The following is an 18,196-nucleotide window of genomic DNA, read 5'->3' on the forward strand; positions in this document are numbered from 1 at the left end:
GTGCGGGCCTTTTTATCGCGAGCGTCAGTGAGCGCCGCCACCGCCGCCCCCCGCTCCGAAGGGCGGTCTCGCAAACCAGATAAGCCCGAGCAGGATCAGGAACACGCCCGCCGAGGCCCAGAAAATCTCGTTGGCTGAGATAATCAGCCCCTGGTTGGTAATCTGTTGTGCGATATACCCCGACGCCTGTTGCTGCGTCATCCCCATGCCCTGGAGCTGGTTATACATCTCCTGCGCATTGGGATTAAACGGCGTCACCGACTCGGTCATCTGCGCATGGTGCATCGATTCCCGGTTAGTCCAGAGCGTCGTCGTTATCGAGGTGCCGATAGAGCCCGCCAGCGTTCTTAAGAAGTTGGACAGGCTCGACGCCGCCGCCAGCCGCTCCGGCGGCAAGCCGGAAAGAGTGATGGTGGTCAGCGGCATAAAGAAGCAGGCCACCGCGAAACCCTGGATAAACTGCGGCCACGCCGAGGCGCCGAAATCCATGCCCGGCTCGAAGGTGTACGCGCGCCAGTAAAAGCACACCGCGTACATAATAAAGCTGAACGTCACCAGACGGCGCATATCAAGCTTATGCGCGAAACGCCCGATAATCGGCGAGAGGATAACCGGAATGATCCCGACCGGCGCCGAGGCAAGCCCCGCCCAGGTGGCGGTATAGCCGTATACCTCCTGCAGCAGCTGCGGCAGCAACACAATCGAGCCGAAGTAGAGCATATAGGCAAGACTGATGCTCAGACAGCCAATGGTGAAGTTGCGCGACTTAAACAGCGCGAGGTCGACAATCGGGTGCTCGTCGGTCAGCTCCCAGACAATCAGGAAGCAGAGCGCGACCACGGCCACGACCGTCAGCACCACGATTTCAGTGGAGTTAAACCAGTCGAGTTCTTTGCCCTGGTCGAGCATCACCTGGAGACTGCCGATGCCGATGACCAGCAGCGCCAGCCCCACAGCGTCAATGCGCCGCTGTTCGGTGCGGGTTTCGCGGCCACGCAGCGACTGCAGCGTCATCAGCACCACAGCGATGCCGATGGGCACGTTGATAAAGAAGATCCAGCCCCAGTGGTAGTTATCGCTGATCCAGCCGCCGAGGATCGGGCCGCAGATGGGGGCGACGATCACCGTCATCGACCACAGCGCCAGCGCGATGGAGCGCTTGGCCGGCGGGTAGTTGCTCAGCAGCAGACTCTGGGAAAGCGGGATCAGCGGCCCGGCCACAATCCCCTGAATCACGCGGAAGAAAATCAGCATGTTCAGGCTGTTGGAGACGCCGCATGCCCAGGAGGCGATGGCGAAAGCGATGGTGGACCAGACGAACAGACGCACCTCGCCGACGCGTCTGGCGAGCCAGCCGGTAATCGGGATCGAGATGGCGTTCGCCACCCCGAACGAGGTGATAACCCAGGTGCCCTGACTCAGCGAGGCGCCCAGGTTACCGGCAATCGTCGGGATAGCCACGTTGGCGATGGTGGAGTCCAGCACCTGCATGAACGTGGCAAGCGACAGGGCGATGGTCATAATGACCAGTTGCGCCCCTTCCAGCGGTTTACGTTGCTGCTGCATACAACCTCCGCCGGTTAACCTGCGTTCGCCTGCACAATATCGTTAATCAGCTTGTTCACCGGCTCCAGGCTGATTTCGCGCGCGTTACTTTCATACGCGGGCTGCGAACGGGTCTGCGTCGCCAGAACGCCGCCGTCAAGATTGCTGGTGTTCACTTTAACCAGCGTGGACAAACCGATGCGCAGCGGATGCTGTTCAAGCTGTTTCGGATCAAGTTCGATACGCACCGGCAGGCGCTGCACGACTTTAATCCAGTTGCCGGTGGCGTTCTGCGCGGGCAGCAGCGAGAAGGCGCTGCCGGTACCCATATCCAGCCCGACCACTTTGCCGGTGTACTCTACGTCATCGCCATAGATGTCGCTGACGATGGTCGCCTGCTGGCCGATGCGCATATGAGCAAGCTGGGTCTCTTTAAAGTTAGCGTCCACCCACAAACCGCTCGCAGGCACGATTGCCATCAGCGGCGTGCTGGAACTAATCTGCGCGCCCACCTGCACCGAGCGGCGCGATACGTAGCCGGTCATCGGACTGACGATTTTCGTACGCTGCAAGGCAAGCCAGGCGTTGCGCACTTCGGTGGCGGCCTGTTTGACGGCTGGCTGATCTTCAAGCGTGGTGCCGAGGATCATCGCCTGGTTGGCATTGTACTGCTGGATGGCGACATCAAGCTGCGCCTGGGCGCTCGCGACCGCATCGCGGGCGTGCTGGAGCTCTTCACGGCCAATCAGGTTGGCGCTGCCGAGCGGCACGCGGCGGTTTAAGTCGCTCTGGGCCTGCGCCAGCGCGGTTTTCTGTACATCGATATTTGCCGCGTACTGCTTGCTGTTAATCATCAGCTGGCGAGTCTGACGGACGCTTGAGGCGAGCTGCGTCTGCGCTTTTTCAAAGGCCTGCTGGGCGTCTGTCGGGTCAAGTGTGACCAGCACGTCGCCTTTTTTCACAAAGTCGGTGTTCTCTACCCACACTTTGGTGACGCTGCCGGAGACCTGCGCCATGATTTGAACCTGGTTCCCTGCCACGTAAGCGTCATCGGTTTCCTCATAATGACGCGCCACTAAAAACCAGTAAACGCCATACGCCACGGCAATAACAACAAAGAGCAAGGTCAATAAAAGCAGGGCGCCTTTGCGTTTGCCCTTCTTCTTATTCACCGGTTGCTGCGGGGTGGTGTTCTCCGCATTTGCGCTCATGTTTATCTCCACGTTCTTATTGTTGTCGTCGGCGGACGCCGACCTCTGTTGTCAAAAAGGCCAGCACGATGCTGGCCTGTCAGTGTAGCGGTTTCCTTGCAACAGCACGTTTGCGAAACGAGCGCTTATTGGCGCGTTAGCGAACGGCCTCAAGCATCGTATTGTCCTCTTCCATCTGGTCGAGACGGTCGAGTAATTTGCGTGTTATCTGCTCCAGCTGTTCCTTTTCCTGGCTGCTTAAGGAAGACCAGAGCAGATGCAGACAGTTATGCTGCGGCGGCAGCACCTGACGTAAGAAGTCCTGACCTTTTTCAGTCAGCTGAAGGTGCAGGCAACGGCGATCGTTATCGCTTTCGCGACGTTCGATCCAGCCGCGTTTTTCCAGCTCATCGGCAATGCGGGTGGCGTTCGTGCGCGACGATCCCAGTGCGCAGCTCAGCTCGCTCGGCTGAATACTGTGATTCTCCTGGGACTCCAGGGTCAACAGCGCCATAAACAACGTCTCGTTAATCCCCTGAGCCTTCAGCATCTTATTGCGGTTTTCCAGCAGCTTGCCCTGCATATGCATGCACAGGCGAGTCAGCAGAATTTCCTGATACGGAAAATCCTCGTAGCGACTGGCGCGAAATTTAAGCATCTGTTCAATGGGCGTAAACGAACTATCCATTTGGGTATAACCTCATTAATTGCAGCCGATATAATAACGACGGTAACAAATCATGTAAATCTATTATTCAGATGAATCACTAATGGCTACGTTACCGCCATGAGCTTCCGGACTACTCCATAACCCGGAGCGCCCGCCGCCTTGCCAGTAGGCGCTGCGGCCAGGCGGGCATGAGAAATAACGACGCGCTGACACCACGCGTATCGGCGGAAAACGGGGTAAGCCGGGCGTCGTTCATATAAGTAACGGAAATATAAGAAGTCGATTCGGATGATGTCAGACCAGGCGATACAGTACAGAAACGCGAGATGAAATCCACGGGCAAGCCGCTGATAAATGATGGCAAAATATCGCTTATTCTCCCTGCCAGCGTGGTGATGCGAAGGGGCAGGGAGGGGCTTAAGGGTGTGGGTATATCCATATACGTTTTTGATATATTGCCGAAGTTAAAATCACTCGAATAAATAACTCAGCATAACCTTAACAGAGTGTTACCGCCCTTAACACCCTTCGCGGGCATTCAGGACGGCAAAGGTGCGACGCAGACCTCACTCTGCGCCGCTGTGGCGGTGATAGCCCCGCCACCACACTACCAGATTTAGTAGGGCGATAATCGCACCCGCGGCGCACACGCCGTTCCATCCGGCGTGCTGCCAGGCGGAGGCGGAAATCAGCGATCCGGCCGCGCCGCCAATAAAATAGCTGGTCATATAACCGGCGGTCAGGCGGTTACGCGCGTCCGGGTGAATGCGGTAGATAACGCTCTGGTTGGTGATATGCACGCCCTGTACGGTCAGGTCGAGGATAAGAATGCCGATAATCAGCGCGATAACCGAAAACTGGCCGAACGCGACGGCAATCCACGACAGCAGCAGCAGCACCAGCCCCCAGGTCGTGGTGAGATGCGCTTTGCCCTTATCGACAAACCCGCCAGCCGGTCGCGCGGCGAGCGCGCCGGCCGCGCCCGCAAGGCCGAACAGGCCAATCACGCCGTCGGAGAAGTGAAACGGCGCGCCAGCCAGTAAAAACGCCATCGACGTCCAGAGAATGCTGAAGTTGGCGAAAGTCAGGCAGCCCAGCAGCGCGCGGGTGCGCAGGAGCTTATCGCGGGTAAAGAGGCTGAAAATAGAGCCGAGCAGTTGCGGATAGTTAAGCGTGCTGGTCTGTTTCACGGCTGGCAGCCCACGCCAGAGCGCGAGCGCCATGATAGCCATCAGCACCGTCGCGACCCAGTAGACGGTGCGCCAGCCGCCGAGGCTTGCGAGCGCACCGGAGACGGTACGCGCCAGCAGAATACCGAGCAGCAGGCCGCTCATAATCGTGCCCACCACCTTGCCGCGTTTTTCCGGCGCGGCGAGCGTGGCGGCGAGCGGCACCAGTACCTGCGCCACCACTGAGAACAGGCCGGTCAGCGCGGTGCCGAGGATCATCATCGCCAGCGTATGGCTGCTGGCGGTAATCAGCATCCCGGCGGCGGCCAGCAGCGTCATGATGACAATCATGCTGCGGCGTTCGAACATGTCGCCGAGCGGCACCAGGAACAGCAGCCCAAAGGCGTAGCCGAGCTGTGCGGCGGTCACAATAAAGCCCGCCTGGTTGGCGGTAATGGCGAAGGCGTTGGCGATTGTGTCGAGCAGCGGCTGGGCATAGTAGTTGCTCGCTACCACAAGACCGGTCGCGACAGACATCAATACCGTCAGCGGTGTGCTAAGTCCTTGAGAGTGTTTGGTCATGGTTTTGTATGTTGCTCAATAAGAAGGGCGTAAAAGCGCTTGCCGAAAGCCATTATGATAACGGAACCGCACCGTAGCGCCAGATTGTTGAGGAATTGTTACGTGTCGGATTGTGCGTTTTGGAAGGAGGTGAGGTCACGGTGGGGCTGCACTTATCTGCTCGCCGTTATGCCCAGGCCATGCCCGGCTCCATAAAAAATACCCGCCGGGCGGCGGGTGTCGTCTTACATCGTTAACGCGCTTATTTCTGCGCGGCGAGCGCTTCGTTGATCCAGCCGTCAAACTGCTGCTGGTGGGCTTTGATCCAGCCATCAACATGACCCTGAATATCCGCCTCGCTGGCTCTGCCGCTGTGCATCATCGCGTTCTGGGCGTTGATATCGGTAATCGGCAGTTTCATCACCGAGAACAGCTTCGCCGCCGCCGGGTTTTTCTGCGCCCAGGCTTTGTTGGCCACGATATGCATCGTATTGACCGGGAAACCGAAGTTATTGCCATTCGCAAGCGTCGTGTCGATGTTTTTCTGCTCGCCCGGCAGGGAAGAGAACGGCACCTGTAGCCACACCACGTCTTTACCCGGCTTCAGCACGTCGCTCACCCAGTACGGCGTCCAGGTGTAATAGAGCACCGGCTTGCCTTCTTTATAACGCGCAATCGTATCAGCCATCATCGCCGCGTAATTGCCGTGGTTCACGGTCACGGTGTCCTGCAGATGATAGGCCGTGTTCTGATGGTTAATCACCGTTTCGCAGCCCCAGCCCGGCGTACAACCCATCATGTCTGCTTTGCCGTCGCCGTTGCTGTCAAACAGCTTCGCAATGTTGGGATCTTTCAGCTGAGCGATATTGGTAATGTGATATTTCTCGGCGGTTTTACGATCAATCAGATAGCCTTGCGCCGCGCCGGTCACATAGGTGCCCTGGCGCCAGAATTTTTTATCACCGCCCGCCGCCGCGTACATATCGTCATGCAGCGGCTGCCAGTTCACGGCGGTAAAGGTGGCGTCGCCGGAGGCAATCGAGGTGTAGCCGACGTTGTAATCCACTTCGCTGGTTTTATTCACGGTGTAGCCGAGCTTTTCCAGCGCGCGGCTGACCAGCAGCGTCTGAAAACTCTCTTCAGAGATAGTGCTCTGCACTGGCTGGACGGTAATGCCTTTGCCCGGAAGGTCAGCGGCAAAGGTGCTGGTGGTAACGAGTGAGGCAAACGCCGTGGCGAAAAGAACAGAATGTCGCATCGTTATTCCTTTTATGAGAAGAAGGGAACGGGGCGGCCTGCGCCGCCCGCGCGTTATTTGATGAATGGACGAGTGATAAGGCCGAGCGGGCCGCTTAAGTACCAGCGACGGTTGCCGCGGCTGCGGGCGTCGCGCCCGACCGCCTGCGTCAGCCTGTCGAGAATAATGGCGAGGATAACGATCCCGACGCCGCCGACCGTGGCGAGGCCCATATCAAGGCGGCCAATGCCGCGCAGCACCATCTGTCCCAGCCCGCCTACGGCTATCATCGAGGCGATGACCACCATCGAGAGCGCCAGCATCAGCGTCTGGTTAATCCCCGCCATAATGGTCGGCATGGCCAGCGGAAGCTGGACTTTAAACAGCATCTGACGCGGGCTTGAGCCGAACGAGCGCGCCGCTTCGATGAGATCTTCCGGTACCTGGTTGATCCCAAGGATCGTCAGGCGCACCACCGGCGGCAGCGCGAAGATAATCGTCACGACCACGCCCGGCACGTTGCCGATGCCAAACAGCATCACAATCGGCACCAGATAGACAAACGCTGGCGTGGTCTGCATCGCATCCAGCAGCGGGCGAATAATCTTCGCGGCGCGCGGGCTTCTGGCAAGCCAGATCCCAAGCGGCAGGCCAATCAGCACGCAGAACAGCAGGGCGGTCAGCACCAGCGCCAGCGTCACCATCGCCTGCGACCAGGCGCCGATCGCGCCGATGAGGATCAGCGACACCAGCGTCGCAACGCCCATTCCGACGCCTGAGATCTGCCAGGCGATCAGCGCGAAAATCACGATCGCCACTGGCGCAGGCATCCCCAGCAGCAACTGCTGAAAGCCACCCAGGATGTAATCCACCGGCACGCGAATGCCCTGGAACAGCGGGCGGAAATGCGTCACTACCCAGTCGATGCCTTCCGTTACCCAGCGGTCAAGCGGGATCAGCGTCTTATGGAACGGGTCCATGATGTTGAAATGTTCTGGCGCGGGCGCCGGCGCGCTGTTGAGCCAGTCGGCGGTGCCGCTCTCCGGCGCGGGCGTCGGGCTGGCCCACGCGTCGGCGCTGCTGGCGCTATTGGCCGCCGCGTCAGCGGTCCCGGTATCCCACGGATTTTGCGTCTGGTCAGTCATTGGTTGCCCCCTCGCGATCTAATGCCTGCAGGAGTACCCCTTTCGAGATAACGCCCACATACTGTTGCTCTTCGCCCACCACCGGGACGGCGCATGGCGCCACCCCAACCGGTGAGAGCAGTTCGCTGAGCGGCGTGTCGGCGCTCACCGCAGCAGGCGTGTCCAGCAACGCGCTGTCCAGCCCCTGGCCTGCCGCCAGCGCCGCTTTCAGGGAGTCCACCGAGACGGTGCCGACAAAGCGGTTACCGCGCTCGACGACGTAACCAAACTCGCGATCTTCATCCTGCAACAGTTTGATTGCGGAACGCGGGCCAAACCCCGGCGTTTTACGCAGCAGACCGCCGGGGCTTCGGCGGGCGATATCTTTCGCGCTGAAGACCTGGCTGATATCGACGCCGCGGAAAAACGTGCGCACATAATCGTTCGCCGGGTTATTAAGAATTTCATCCGGCGTGCCGACCTGCACCACTTCGCCGTTTTGCATAATCGCGATACGATCGCCAATTCGCATGGCTTCGTCGAGGTCGTGGGAAATAAAGACAATGGTGCGCTGATGGCGCGATTGCAGCTTAATTAATTCATCCTGCATTTCGCTGCGAATTAATGGGTCGAGCGCCGAGAACGCCTCATCCATTAACAGAATATCCGGGTTAATAGCCAGTGCGCGCGCAAGCCCAACGCGCTGACGCATCCCGCCGGAAAGTTCATCCGGATAGGCGTGCGCGTAATTTTCAAGCCCGACCTGACGCAGCGCGTCGCGCGCTTTTTCCTGACGTTCTTTCAGCGGTACGCCGGCTAATTCCATGCCGAAAGCAGTATTATTTAATACCGTCATATGCGGCATCAGCGCGAATGACTGGAATACCATCGCTATCTTTTTCTTGCGCACCTCGCGCAGCGCGGTGTCTGATATTTTAGCGATATCTTCGCCGTCAATCAGCACCTGGCCGCGGGTGGGTTCAATCAGGCGATTGAGAAGGCGAACCATAGTGGATTTACCCGATCCGGATAATCCCATGATGACAAATATCTCGCCTTCTTCAATGGCCAGAGTGGCGTCTTTAACGCCGACAGATAGCCCGGTTTTTTCCAGTATTTCCGCTTTTGAAAGCCCTTGGTCAATATATTTAAAGGCCCGTTGCGGATGCTCTCCAAATATTTTGTATAGATTCTTAATCTCTAATTTAATTGCCATGCAATAGCGTGAGTCCTGTTATATTTTGCCGTTAAGATGATTCCTGCAGGAAATAGTTACCGGGGCATACCCTAACATACTCAGATTCTGAGACAACCCTCAATTTCCGGCGCGCACGGCGAAATGCTGCGACAAAACGCCATTATTTCCCGGTATTACTGGGCTGAGCGGCAGGCGACAGGAGACGATATTTTTCGTTTTACACAGTGAAATCACGGGCGAATCAGCGTGATTCGCCCGGAAGAGAGTGGAAATAGCGTTCCGGAATGTTGCAGAGATATTTTCGTGAATTTTACAATTTTTTAGCAAATAATTCTGACGGCAATTCAGCCATTATTTACGCGTATAAGCGAATTAAAAATCCCAGTCCTCGTCTTCGGTTTCCACCGCTTTGCCCATGACATAAGACGAACCGGAGCCGGAGAAAAAGTCGTGGTTTTCGTCTGCGCCAGGGGAGAGCGCCGCCAGAATCGACGGATTCACCTGCGCCATTTCCGCCGGGAAAAGGGCCTCATAACCCAGATTCATCAGCGCCTTATTCGCGTTGTAACAGAGAAATGCGCTGACATCGTCCACCCAGCCAACCTCGCGGTACAGCGCCGCGGTGTAGGCAAGTTCGTTATCATAAAGATCCATCATCAGATCCAGCGCGAACGCTTTAAGCGATTCACGTCTTAGCGCGTCCACCTTCGCCAGTGCCTGCTGATATTTGTAGCCGATGTAATACCCGTGCACCGCTTCGTCACGAATGATCAGACGAATGAGATCGGCGGTATTGGTGAGCTTGCCGCGGCTCGACCAGTACATCGGCAGATAAAAGCCGGAGTAGAACAGGAACGACTCCAGAAACACGCTCGCGATTTTCTTTTTCAGCGGATCGTTTTCGCGATAGTGCTCAAGAATTATCTGCGCTTTACGCTGAAGCGGCGCGTTCTCTTCGCTCCAGGCGTAGGCGGCGTCGACATCTTTGGTCTGGCAGAGCGTCGAGAAAATGGAGCTGTACGAGCGGGCGTGTACGGCCTCCATAAAGCTGACGTTAGAGAGCACGGCTTCTTCATGCGGCGTGATGGCATCCGCCATCAGCGCGGGCGCGCCGACCACGTTCTGAATGGTGTCGAGCAGCGTCAGCCCGGTGAACACGCGAATGGTAAGCTGCTGTTCGCCTGGCGTTAATGTCTGCCAGGCCGGAATGTCGTTCGACAGCGGCACTTTTTCCGGCAGCCAGAAGTTGCTGGTGAGCCGGTTCCACACCTCCAGATCTTTCTCGTCCTGAAGTTTGTTCCAGTTAATGGCGCTAATACGGCTTAAACGGGTCATGGTGATTCCTCACAGGGCGCAGGAGACGCAGCCCTCAATTTCGGTGCCTTCCAGCGCCAGCTGGCGCAGTCGAATGTAATAAAGCGTCTTGATGCCTTTTTTCCAGGCGTAAATCTGCGCCCGGTTGATATCGCGGGTGGTGGCGGTATCCGGGAAGAACAGCGTCAGCGACAACCCCTGATCCACATGACGCGTGGCCTCGGCATAGGTGTCGATGATTTTTTCCGGGCCGATTTCATAGGCATCCTGATACAGCGCCAGGTTTTCGTTGGTCATAAACGGCGCGGGGTAATAGACGCGGCCAATTTTGCCTTCCTTGCGGATCTCGATTTTCGAGACGATCGGATGAATGCTCGACGTCGCATGGTTAATGTAGGAGATAGAGCCGGTCGGCGGCACGGCCTGCAGGTTACGGTTATAAAGCCCGTGACGCATAACGTCGTCGCGAAGCTGGCGCCACATCTGCTGGGTCGGAAGCGTGATGCCCGCCTTCTCAAACAGCGCCTGCACTTTAGCGGTTTTGGGCGTCCATGCCTGCGCGAGATATTTGTCGAAGTACTCGCCGCTGGCGTAACGCGAGCGTTCAAAACCCTCGAAGCGCACGCCGCGCTCGCGCGCCAGCATCATTGAGGTGTGCAGCGCGTGCCAGGTGATGGTGTAAAAATAGAGATTGGTGAAATCGAGCCCTTCCGGCGAGCCGTACGCGATGCCTTCGCGCGCCAGATAGCCGTGCAGGTTCATCTGCCCGAGCCCGATGGCGTGCGAGGCGGCGTTGCCCGCTTCAATGGACGGCACGCTGCGGATATGGCTCATATCAGAAACCGCAGTCAGCGCGCGTACGGCAACTTCCACCGTGCGGCCAAAGTCTGGCGAGTCCATCGTATGGGCGATATTCAGCGAACCGAGGTTACAGGAGATATCCTGGCCCACCGTTGCATAATCGAGGTTTTCATCAAACGTGGACGCGCTGTTGACCTGCAAAATCTCCGAGCACAGGTTGCTCATGTTAATGCGCCCGGCAATCGGGTTGGCGCGGTTGACCGTATCCTCAAACATGATGTACGGATAGCCGGATTCAAACTGGATCTCCGCCAGCCGCTGGAACAGCTCGCGGGCGCTGATGTACTGCTTGCGAACGCGATCGTCTTCCACCAGTTGTGAATACATTTCGCTGACGCTGATATCGCCGAACGGCTTACCGTAAAGGCGCTCCACGTCGTAAGGCGAGAACAGCGCCATCTGCGCGTTGGCTTTGGCGAGTTCAAAGGTGATATCCGGGATAACCACGCCGAGCGACAGCGTTTTGATGCGGATTTTCTCATCGGCGTTTTCGCGTTTGGTATCGAGAAACCGCAGGATATCGGGGTGGTGCGCGTTAAGATAGACCGCGCCTGCGCCCTGACGGGCGCCGAGCTGGTTAGCGTAAGAAAACGCGTCTTCCAGCATTTTCATCACCGGGATCACGCCGGAAGACTGATTTTCGATGCGCTTAATCGGCGCGCCCGCTTCGCGCAAATTCGAGAGCGAAAACGCCACGCCGCCGCCGCGTTTGGAGAGCTGGAGCGCGGCGTTCACCGCACGCCCGATGGACTCCATATTATCCTCGATGCGCAGCAGGAAGCAGGAGACCAGCTCGCCGCGCTGCTTTTTCCCGCAGTTAAGGAAGGTCGGCGTCGCGGGCTGGAAGCGGCCGCTTAAGATCTCGTCCAGGAGCTGGCGCGCGAGGGCTTCATCGCCACAGGCGAGCGTCAGCGCCACCATGCAGGCGCGGTCCGGGAAGTGCTCCAGGTAATGTTTGCCATCAAAGGTTTTCAGCGTATAGCTGGTGTAAAACTTCCACGCGCCAAGAAACGTTTTAAAGGTGAAGCCGTACCGGTGCGCCGCGTCAAACAGCCCGGCGACGAAGTCCGCGTGATAGCGCTTAAGCACGTTGTCATCGTAATAGCCTTCGCTCACCAGATACGCAAGCCGCGTGTGGGCGTCGGGGAAAATCACCGTACGCGGCTGCACGTGGGCGGCCATAAAAGCCTCCACCGCTTCGCGGTCTTTGGCAAACTGGATGCGACCAGACGCGTCGTAAAGGTTGAGCATCGCGTTCAGCGCGTGATAGTCCGGCGGCGTTTGCATTGCGGCTTCGCCGGTTAGTGATGTCGTTGCCAAAATTCGTTGACTCCCTTACGCACGTTGTCGATATCTTGCCCGGTGCCCATCAGCTCAAAGCGATAGAGAAAAGGCACCTGACATTTGCGGGCGATGACGTCGCCGGCGCGGCAAAACCCCTCGCCGAAGTTACGGTTGCCTGCGGCGATAACGCCGCGCAGCAGCGCGCGATTGTGTTCATCGTTAAGAAACTGGATAACCTGGCGCGGCACAGCGCCTGCCGTTCCGCCCCCGCCGTAGGTCGGTACTACCAGGATGTACGGCTCGTCTGCCCGTAGCCGCGCGTCATCCTCAAGCGGAATACGCTGTGCCGGCAGACCCAGCCGTGCGATAAAACGATGGGTGTTTTCCGAGCGGCTGGAGAAGTAAATCAGGGCACTCATGCGTTCGCCGCAAGCGAGTCCGCGCGCAGACGGTTAATCATGTCCGGGCGAAAGCCGCTCCAGCTCAGGTCGTCGGCCATGACCACCGGCAACTGGCGGAAACCCTGCTCGCGCAGCGTGTCGATAGCCTCAGGCTGTTCGTCGAGATTGATGGTGTCAAACGCGATCCCGCGGCTTTCCAGCGCGCGTTTAGTGGCGTGACACTGGACGCAATCATTTCTTGTGTAAATAGTTATGCGCATGATTCGTATTCTCATCAATATGTTAAAATCCCCACCGCGGCGCAGTGTTGATTGGGGGTGTCTGATAAGAAAGATACTAGATGTAGTTGTGATAACTTTCAACTACGCAATATATAGGGTTTCTGACAGGCGGAGCCACAACGACGCGCAGACGCAGGCATGGCAGCGCCTGGACGCAAAAAGGGGCTGAAAAATATTAAGCAGGGCGGAAAGGCGAGGGGGGAGCAGAAAACCGTTCCCCGGCAGCGCCGGGGAAAAGGCATTGAACCGTGCTTCAGATTAGCGGCGAGAGATAAGCAGTGCGCCGAGGAAAATCCCGACGGCCGCGCCGATACCCAGACTGCTCAGCGGACGTTCACGCACAAATGTGCTGGCGCAGCTCACGGCGTCGCGGGCGGCCTGGTTGACCTGGCTTCTGCCGTGCATACGGGCGCGGGTTTCACGCAACAGCGATTCCGCTTTGCGACGCGCGACATCGGCTTCGCCTTTGGCATCGCTGCCCCAGGACTTCAGTACGCCTTCCAGCGTATCGGCAAGGCGGCTGATATCGTGGTTGATTTCGCTGACGCCATCGTTCACATCGTTACGGGTGTTTCTGTTAAACATAACGTTCTCCCTCTGTGTTTACTTAATCAAAGTATAGAACAAAATGTGAGCCGCTTCGGCGTGCCGGGCCGTCAGAGGGCCTTTCTGGACTTTTCCGAAAGCCCTGCTATTCCTCCTAATGTAAGGTTTCCCCGCAGTCTGAAGCAGATGAGGAAAATTTATGTATTTACGACCCGATGAGGTGGCGCGCGTACTGGAAAAGGCAGGGTTTACCATGGATGTGGTGACGCCAAAAACTTATGGTTATCGTCGCGGCGAGAATTATGTCTATGTGAATCGCGAAGCGCGTATGGGGCGCACGGCGCTGGTCATTCACCCGACGCTCAGGGAGCGCAGCCAGTCGCTGGCGGACCCGGCTTCAGAAATGAAAACCTGCGATCACTACCAGCAGTTTCCGCTGTGGCTTGGCGGCGACGCGCAGGAACATTACGGCATCCCGCTGGGATTCAGCTCCCGCATGGCGCTGGAGCGTTATCTGAACGGCTTATTTGGCGAACCGCAGTAATCCTTCCCTTCTCAGGCCTGCGCGCTCACCGGCGCGGCGGGACTTACCCGGAACAGACGGCGGCAGTAATCGAGGAAATACCCGTAGGCCGCCCCCATCATCATCGACACCACAATATTGGAACTCACCGCAGCGATAATCTGCGGGATATCCGCGCCAACAAAAAGAAGAATAGCGGCGTAGACCGGCGACTGGAATGTAATGTAGGCGAACACATCTGCGATGTTTTTAACGAGACGGCTTTTACCCAGACGCGCCGCAGCGCGCATGAACGCGTCGCGATAAAGCCCGTAAGGCCAGGCGATGACCATATTGACCGGTATCGCAACCAGGCGTGACGAGAGCGATTGTTCGAAGCTCATTCCGGAGACAAATATTTCAATCATCATCCCCATGACGGAGCAATACACTACCATGGCAAAGGTGTCCGCTACGGCGTGACGCAGGCGAGAATGCGGCGAAAACATGAAATTAAGCTCCTGAACCATCAACAGGGAAAACGGGAAAGGTAAGGTCGCGCTGGCGATATGCCTGGCATTTTGCGCTGATGGTAGAGTATATGGCTGGTTTGTTGCTTTCAATTAGCTATAAATTTTTATTTATCGCCGCTTTGTCAATAAAATCCTCTGTAAATTCAAAAACGTGCGTCGCCTCGCTATTTTTAACGGGGATCGTTTATTTTTTATTAATTTTCATAGGCTTAATTTTATCAGAGAAGCCGTGTCGCTTCAGCGGCGGCAGGGAATGTTTTGCGGCGCGCTCTTTACTGGCGCGCGGAGTTTCAGATAACGCGTTACGCCAAAAGCCAGAGTTTTATGCTGTTTTCGGCAGGCGTTAGCATCTTGCCTGAGAGTGACCGGCGCGCGCTATTTATCTGCGGGATGAATATGATTAGCCCGTCGCAAAACGGCTTTAACCAGAATTCAGCCCACGCGCGTGCGGGTGGGGGATAATGAACGCCTGTTTTTCACGGCTTTTAGCAAGGAACATGAACACAACGATCGATGTTTTACACCACTTTGAGCGGGGCGTGCTGATGCTCACCTGCGAAGGGCGGCTTCGCAAAAAACTTCTGCGCTTCTGGTTTGAGTGCCTGATGGATATTCCACCCGCTGCGCTGGCGCAGGGGTTACGACCTGAACTGCAGGTGCTTAGTGACCATTTCAGCGGCCCACACGCCCGCCCGTTGCAAGACTGGTGTGAGGAAGACATTCAGGTATTGCTCAGGCAGCTCCTCGCGTTTTACCACCGGCTTAGCGAACAGGCGTTCGCAGAAAGCCGCGTTCTTGTTCGTTGATGGGCGATGAGGCGCCCCGGCGGGGGCGCTTCGCTTACCACCCATAAGGGAATAGTAAGATTCTGGTTATAGGCCGGATACCTGCCATCATAGCGACCTGCTATCTTATCCACCTGCCTTCTCACACACCGACAACACTCAACACACGCCGAAGTCACCGTCTTCTTTATATAACGCTACATCGGCTGCTTTAAGCGTGATTTTCTCGCCCTGTGCGTCATCCGGGCGCACCGCGACAATCTGGTCGCCATGCACTTCAATGACTTTCAGCTTCGGGCCGCCCAGTCGCGGTTGTACGATATCGCCAGCTTCAAACATTATGACCTCCTGATTATTCACATCGTTTACTAACAGTAGCCCACCTGCGCGCACCTTCACAAGCTGCGCGCAGGTGCCTCGTGGGAGAAGGAGTAACGCGATACGCTCTGTATAGCCACGTTAGGCCAGGTAAAGTCCTGTATGAAGGGTGGCGTTTTACGGCTTAGCGACTAAACTTAATAAAATAAGCAACTTACAATGAGCTGCAAAACCACTACAGGAGTAACTATGGGATTCTGGAGAATCGTTTTTACCATCATTCTGCCGCCGCTTGGCGTACTGCTGGGTAAAGGTTTCGGCTGGGCGTTTATTCTCAACATCCTTTTGACGCTGCTGGGTTACATCCCGGGCCTCATCCACGCCTTCTGGGTACAGTCCAAAAACTAACCCTCCGCGTTCATTAAAAAAACCCGCTTCGGCGGGTTTTTTGCGTCTCGTCAGCGTGCTTGTTCCTGCCTGCTGTCCTTTTTGAAACCGTTCATCTTTTCGCCGTTTCGTTGCATTTTTTTGCTTATAAAATGTGCGGTTTTACTCACGCTTAATAATATTTCAGTAAATGAACTGTTTTATCAGAAACTTTTGCCGATAACAGTGGGGCAGAGAGGAGTATTTCTCTGAATAATTTGAATTACAGAGATAAAAAGAGGCCACCATGGGGATCCTGTCAACATTAATAACGGGTCCAGGACGGACATTTTCGGCATCAAGCCCCCGTAGCGGTGTGTATCGCTGTCAGAAATTACCCACATCGTTACGTGACGCGGGCGTGCCGGATAAGCCGGGCATCTTGATGGTATTTGTACCGCCCAACGCGAATTTTCATGCTGTCAGTCAGGTCTGGCAGCGCTTCGCCACGCCGGAGCGCACCGTACTGGTGCTCTCCTCTACCGGCACGCTGTGCCAGCAGGAAAAAGCGACAGTCTATTGTGATTTGGAGGGCGACGAGGGGAGCTGGCTGCTGCTGCCGAAAGCGCTCATAGGCCGCCACGAAGTGCATTCAGTTGATCTGCATACCCGTCTTCCAGGCGCCATGCAGCGCGTGGAGGCGATTTCACGCGATCTCAGCGCGCTCGATGTGCGCCTGCCGCTCAACGCCGAACGTACCTTCGCGCTGATCTACTGCGACGGTCTCGCCGCCTCGGAAGGGTTTCTGATGCAGGCCTGGTATAAGTCCGGGCGCTTTCCGTGTCTCGCCGTGGGCGGCGCGGCGGGCGGCAAACTCGATTTCAGCGGCACCTGGATGAGCGTCAACGGGCGCATGATGGAAGGCCGCGCGATTGTCGTACTGTGCGAAATGGCGCCGGGCAAATCCTTCGCGCCGTTTAAAAGCCAGAACTTCCAGCCTACCGACAAAAGCTGGCTGGTGGCGCAGGCTGATCCGGTTGCGCGCACCGTCAACTCGTTGTTCGACGCCAAAGGCCAGCAACAGCCGATCGTGTCGTATCTGGCAAGCCAGCTTAACTGCAAACCCGATCAGCTCGCGCAGGCGCTCGAAGGCTATACCTTCGCGGTAAAAGTGGGCGACGATTTCTTTATTCGATCCGTAGCGCAGATCGAATCCTCACAGATCCGCTTCTTCTGCGATCTGGAGTTTGGCGATCGGCTGTACCTGATGAAAGCGACCGATTTTGTCGCCCATACGGTGAATGACTGGCAGGCGTTTACGCGTCGCTATGGCAAACCGGCGGGCATGTTGCTCAACGACTGCGTACTGCGTCGCATGAACAACCTCGCTACATTGCCGCGCGCGGATTTCTTCCGCCAGATCCCGGCGGCAGGGTTCTCAAGCTTCGGCGAGATCCTCGGGGTGCCTATCAACCAGACGCTCTCCGCGCTGGTGTTTTTCGATAAGCCCAACCAGGCGATGAGCCAGTTCCCGGTGGAGTATGCGGCCTATGCCGCGCACTACGCTCAGCGCACGCTGCGCCGCTGGGAGGCGATGCACCGCATGCAGTCGCAGGTGATTGAGCAGGTCATTAGCTATCAGCAGGAGCTGTCGCCGCTGCTCTCAACGCTGCCGCTGCTGGAGCACGCCACGTCGCAGCAGACCGAAACGCTGGATATCGCGCAGGGCAATATTCGCTCCATGAGCAGCGCCGCGCGCGATACGCGCGATGCGCAGGACCGGCTGGAGCAGGGATTAAGCGATCTGGAGACCATCTCCGGGGGCATCACTAAAATCACCAGCGGGATCCGCTCGATTGCCGATCAGACCAACCTGCTGGCGCTCAACGCCGCGGTGGAGGCGGCGCGCGCCGGGGAATCCGGACGCGGTTTCGCCGTAGTAGCGGGCGAAGTGCGCCGGCTGGCGCATCTTTCGCGCGAACAGGCGGAGGCGACGGCGCACAGCATCAATGAGTCCGTCGAGACTATCGCGCGCATTCGTCAGGTCACCACGGAAACGGTCAACGCGACCCAGACTATGGCAGACCGCAGTATCGAAGCCGCGGACCGTATCGCCTCGATGAGCGAGCAGACCAGCGAAGAACGTGAAAACGTCGCCCAGAGCCTGGGCCGCCTGAAAGTGGTGGCGAAAGGGATGGACGCGATGCAGGAGGCCGTCGCTCAGCTGCGCACGTTGCAGGAGCTGGCGAAGTAATCTGTCGTGCGTCCTGAAAGGGGCGGGCTTTTATTTAAAGGCGAGAAGGGCGTATGT

Annotated in this window: 19 protein-coding genes; 5 read left to right on the top strand and 14 right to left on the bottom strand. The window is 57.2% G+C overall.

The window, feature by feature from the left end:
* Positions 1–24: 24 nt before the first annotated feature.
* From emrB to BJP61_RS05690, 12 genes are all read right to left on the bottom strand, one after another.
* Positions 25–1,566, bottom strand: a complete 1,542-nt coding sequence (gene emrB / locus BJP61_RS05635; RefSeq protein ID WP_038868240.1) for a multidrug efflux MFS transporter permease subunit EmrB — start codon at positions 1,564–1,566, stop codon at positions 25–27.
* A 14-nt stretch (positions 1,567–1,580) separates the two neighbouring features.
* Complete coding sequence (gene emrA / locus BJP61_RS05640; RefSeq protein WP_038868242.1) at positions 1,581–2,756, bottom strand: multidrug efflux MFS transporter periplasmic adaptor subunit EmrA; 1,176 nt, start codon at positions 2,754–2,756, stop codon at positions 1,581–1,583.
* 136 nt (positions 2,757–2,892) lie between these two features.
* Positions 2,893–3,423, bottom strand: coding sequence for a transcriptional repressor MprA (gene mprA, locus BJP61_RS05645; RefSeq protein ID WP_038868245.1), 531 nt, complete (start codon positions 3,421–3,423; stop codon positions 2,893–2,895).
* A 548-nt stretch (positions 3,424–3,971) separates the two neighbouring features.
* Positions 3,972–5,156 (bottom strand): MFS transporter, encoded by a 1,185-nt coding sequence (locus BJP61_RS05650; protein WP_038868246.1) that lies wholly within the window; start codon positions 5,154–5,156, stop codon positions 3,972–3,974.
* Between the two features lie 241 nt (positions 5,157–5,397).
* Positions 5,398–6,393, bottom strand: coding sequence for a glycine betaine/L-proline ABC transporter substrate-binding protein ProX (gene proX / locus BJP61_RS05655; protein WP_038868248.1), 996 nt, complete (start codon positions 6,391–6,393; stop codon positions 5,398–5,400).
* 53 nt (positions 6,394–6,446) lie between these two features.
* Positions 6,447–7,517, bottom strand: a complete 1,071-nt coding sequence (gene proW / locus BJP61_RS05660) for a glycine betaine/L-proline ABC transporter permease ProW (RefSeq protein ID WP_038868250.1) — start codon at positions 7,515–7,517, stop codon at positions 6,447–6,449.
* On the bottom strand, positions 7,510–8,712 hold the full coding sequence (gene proV, locus BJP61_RS05665) for a glycine betaine/L-proline ABC transporter ATP-binding protein ProV (RefSeq protein WP_171997959.1): 1,203 nt from the start codon (positions 8,710–8,712) through the stop codon (positions 7,510–7,512). The genes proW and proV overlap by 8 nt, the downstream gene beginning before the upstream one ends.
* A 354-nt stretch (positions 8,713–9,066) precedes the next feature.
* Complete coding sequence (gene nrdF / locus BJP61_RS05670; RefSeq protein WP_038868254.1) at positions 9,067–10,029, bottom strand: class 1b ribonucleoside-diphosphate reductase subunit beta; 963 nt, start codon at positions 10,027–10,029, stop codon at positions 9,067–9,069.
* 9 nt (positions 10,030–10,038) lie between these two features.
* Positions 10,039–12,156, bottom strand: a complete 2,118-nt coding sequence (nrdE, locus tag BJP61_RS05675; protein ID WP_171999253.1) for a class 1b ribonucleoside-diphosphate reductase subunit alpha — start codon at positions 12,154–12,156, stop codon at positions 10,039–10,041.
* A 14-nt stretch (positions 12,157–12,170) separates the two neighbouring features.
* Entirely contained in the window at positions 12,171–12,572 is a 402-nt protein-coding gene (gene nrdI / locus BJP61_RS05680; protein WP_171997960.1) for a class Ib ribonucleoside-diphosphate reductase assembly flavoprotein NrdI, read from the bottom strand.
* Positions 12,569–12,814, bottom strand: a complete 246-nt coding sequence (gene nrdH, locus BJP61_RS05685; protein WP_007751765.1) for a glutaredoxin-like protein NrdH — start codon at positions 12,812–12,814, stop codon at positions 12,569–12,571. The genes nrdI and nrdH overlap by 4 nt, the downstream gene beginning before the upstream one ends.
* A 279-nt stretch (positions 12,815–13,093) precedes the next feature.
* A complete protein-coding gene (locus BJP61_RS05690; RefSeq protein WP_038868263.1) occupies positions 13,094–13,420 on the bottom strand; it encodes a DUF883 domain-containing protein in 327 nt (108 codons plus the stop codon).
* 160 nt (positions 13,421–13,580) lie between these two features.
* Here BJP61_RS05690 and BJP61_RS05695 point away from each other — a divergent pair, with 160 nt between their 5' ends.
* Positions 13,581–13,925 (top strand): DUF2002 family protein, encoded by a 345-nt coding sequence (locus tag BJP61_RS05695; protein WP_004386457.1) that lies wholly within the window; start codon positions 13,581–13,583, stop codon positions 13,923–13,925.
* 11 nt (positions 13,926–13,936) lie between these two features.
* On the opposite strand, the gene BJP61_RS05700 is transcribed toward BJP61_RS05695, so the two are convergent.
* The gene (locus tag BJP61_RS05700; RefSeq protein WP_171997961.1) at positions 13,937–14,392 is read right to left on the bottom strand and encodes an L-alanine exporter AlaE; all 456 of its coding nucleotides are present in this window, start codon (positions 14,390–14,392) and stop codon (positions 13,937–13,939) included.
* A gap of 92 nt (positions 14,393–14,484) precedes the next feature.
* On the opposite strand from BJP61_RS05700, the gene BJP61_RS05705 reads away from it, so the two are divergent.
* Positions 14,485–14,763, top strand: a complete 279-nt coding sequence (locus BJP61_RS05705; RefSeq protein ID WP_171997962.1) for a hypothetical protein — start codon at positions 14,485–14,487, stop codon at positions 14,761–14,763.
* A gap of 114 nt (positions 14,764–14,877) precedes the next feature.
* A complete protein-coding gene (locus BJP61_RS05710; RefSeq protein ID WP_254424589.1) occupies positions 14,878–15,222 on the top strand; it encodes a hypothetical protein in 345 nt (114 codons plus the stop codon).
* A 138-nt stretch (positions 15,223–15,360) separates the two neighbouring features.
* Here BJP61_RS05710 and BJP61_RS05715 read toward each other — a convergent pair whose 3' ends face one another.
* The gene (locus BJP61_RS05715) at positions 15,361–15,540 is read right to left on the bottom strand and encodes a hypothetical protein (protein WP_038868269.1); all 180 of its coding nucleotides are present in this window, start codon (positions 15,538–15,540) and stop codon (positions 15,361–15,363) included.
* A gap of 228 nt (positions 15,541–15,768) precedes the next feature.
* Between BJP61_RS05715 and BJP61_RS05720 the strand changes: the two genes are divergently transcribed.
* Both BJP61_RS05720 and BJP61_RS05725 read left to right on the top strand, forming a co-directional pair.
* Positions 15,769–15,927 carry a YqaE/Pmp3 family membrane protein gene (locus BJP61_RS05720; protein ID WP_007730328.1) on the top strand — a complete coding sequence of 53 codons (159 nt, stop codon included), beginning with the start codon at positions 15,769–15,771 and terminating at the stop codon, positions 15,925–15,927.
* A 334-nt stretch (positions 15,928–16,261) separates the two neighbouring features.
* Positions 16,262–18,139 (top strand): methyl-accepting chemotaxis protein, encoded by a 1,878-nt coding sequence (locus BJP61_RS05725; protein WP_171997963.1) that lies wholly within the window; start codon positions 16,262–16,264, stop codon positions 18,137–18,139.
* The last annotated feature ends 57 nt before the right edge of the window (positions 18,140–18,196 follow it).

It is taken from the genome of Cronobacter sp. JZ38 (assembly GCF_008932145.1).
Taxonomy (GTDB): Bacteria; Pseudomonadota; Gammaproteobacteria; order Enterobacterales; family Enterobacteriaceae; genus Cronobacter; species Cronobacter muytjensii.

Coding starts and splice junctions, on each gene's coding strand:
- emrB (WP_038868240.1), bottom strand. CDS start 1,566: ATGCAGCAGCAACGTAAACCGCTGGAAGGGGCGCAACTGGTCATTATG.
- emrA (WP_038868242.1), bottom strand. CDS start 2,756: ATGAGCGCAAATGCGGAGAACACCACCCCGCAGCAACCGGTGAATAAG.
- mprA (WP_038868245.1), bottom strand. CDS start 3,423: ATGGATAGTTCGTTTACGCCCATTGAACAGATGCTTAAATTTCGCGCC.
- BJP61_RS05650 (WP_038868246.1), bottom strand. CDS start 5,156: ATGACCAAACACTCTCAAGGACTTAGCACACCGCTGACGGTATTGATG.
- proX (WP_038868248.1), bottom strand. CDS start 6,393: ATGCGACATTCTGTTCTTTTCGCCACGGCGTTTGCCTCACTCGTTACC.
- proW (WP_038868250.1), bottom strand. CDS start 7,517: ATGACTGACCAGACGCAAAATCCGTGGGATACCGGGACCGCTGACGCG.
- proV (WP_171997959.1), bottom strand. CDS start 8,712: ATGGCAATTAAATTAGAGATTAAGAATCTATACAAAATATTTGGAGAG.
- nrdF (WP_038868254.1), bottom strand. CDS start 10,029: ATGACCCGTTTAAGCCGTATTAGCGCCATTAACTGGAACAAACTTCAG.
- nrdE (WP_171999253.1), bottom strand. CDS start 12,156: ATGCAAACGCCGCCGGACTATCACGCGCTGAACGCGATGCTCAACCTT.
- nrdI (WP_171997960.1), bottom strand. CDS start 12,572: ATGAGTGCCCTGATTTACTTCTCCAGCCGCTCGGAAAACACCCATCGT.
- nrdH (WP_007751765.1), bottom strand. CDS start 12,814: ATGCGCATAACTATTTACACAAGAAATGATTGCGTCCAGTGTCACGCC.
- BJP61_RS05690 (WP_038868263.1), bottom strand. CDS start 13,420: ATGTTTAACAGAAACACCCGTAACGATGTGAACGATGGCGTCAGCGAA.
- BJP61_RS05695 (WP_004386457.1), top strand. CDS start 13,581: ATGTATTTACGACCCGATGAGGTGGCGCGCGTACTGGAAAAGGCAGGG.
- BJP61_RS05700 (WP_171997961.1), bottom strand. CDS start 14,392: ATGTTTTCGCCGCATTCTCGCCTGCGTCACGCCGTAGCGGACACCTTT.
- BJP61_RS05705 (WP_171997962.1), top strand. CDS start 14,485: ATGGCTGGTTTGTTGCTTTCAATTAGCTATAAATTTTTATTTATCGCC.
- BJP61_RS05710 (WP_254424589.1), top strand. CDS start 14,878: ATGAACGCCTGTTTTTCACGGCTTTTAGCAAGGAACATGAACACAACG.
- BJP61_RS05715 (WP_038868269.1), bottom strand. CDS start 15,540: ATGTTTGAAGCTGGCGATATCGTACAACCGCGACTGGGCGGCCCGAAG.
- BJP61_RS05720 (WP_007730328.1), top strand. CDS start 15,769: ATGGGATTCTGGAGAATCGTTTTTACCATCATTCTGCCGCCGCTTGGC.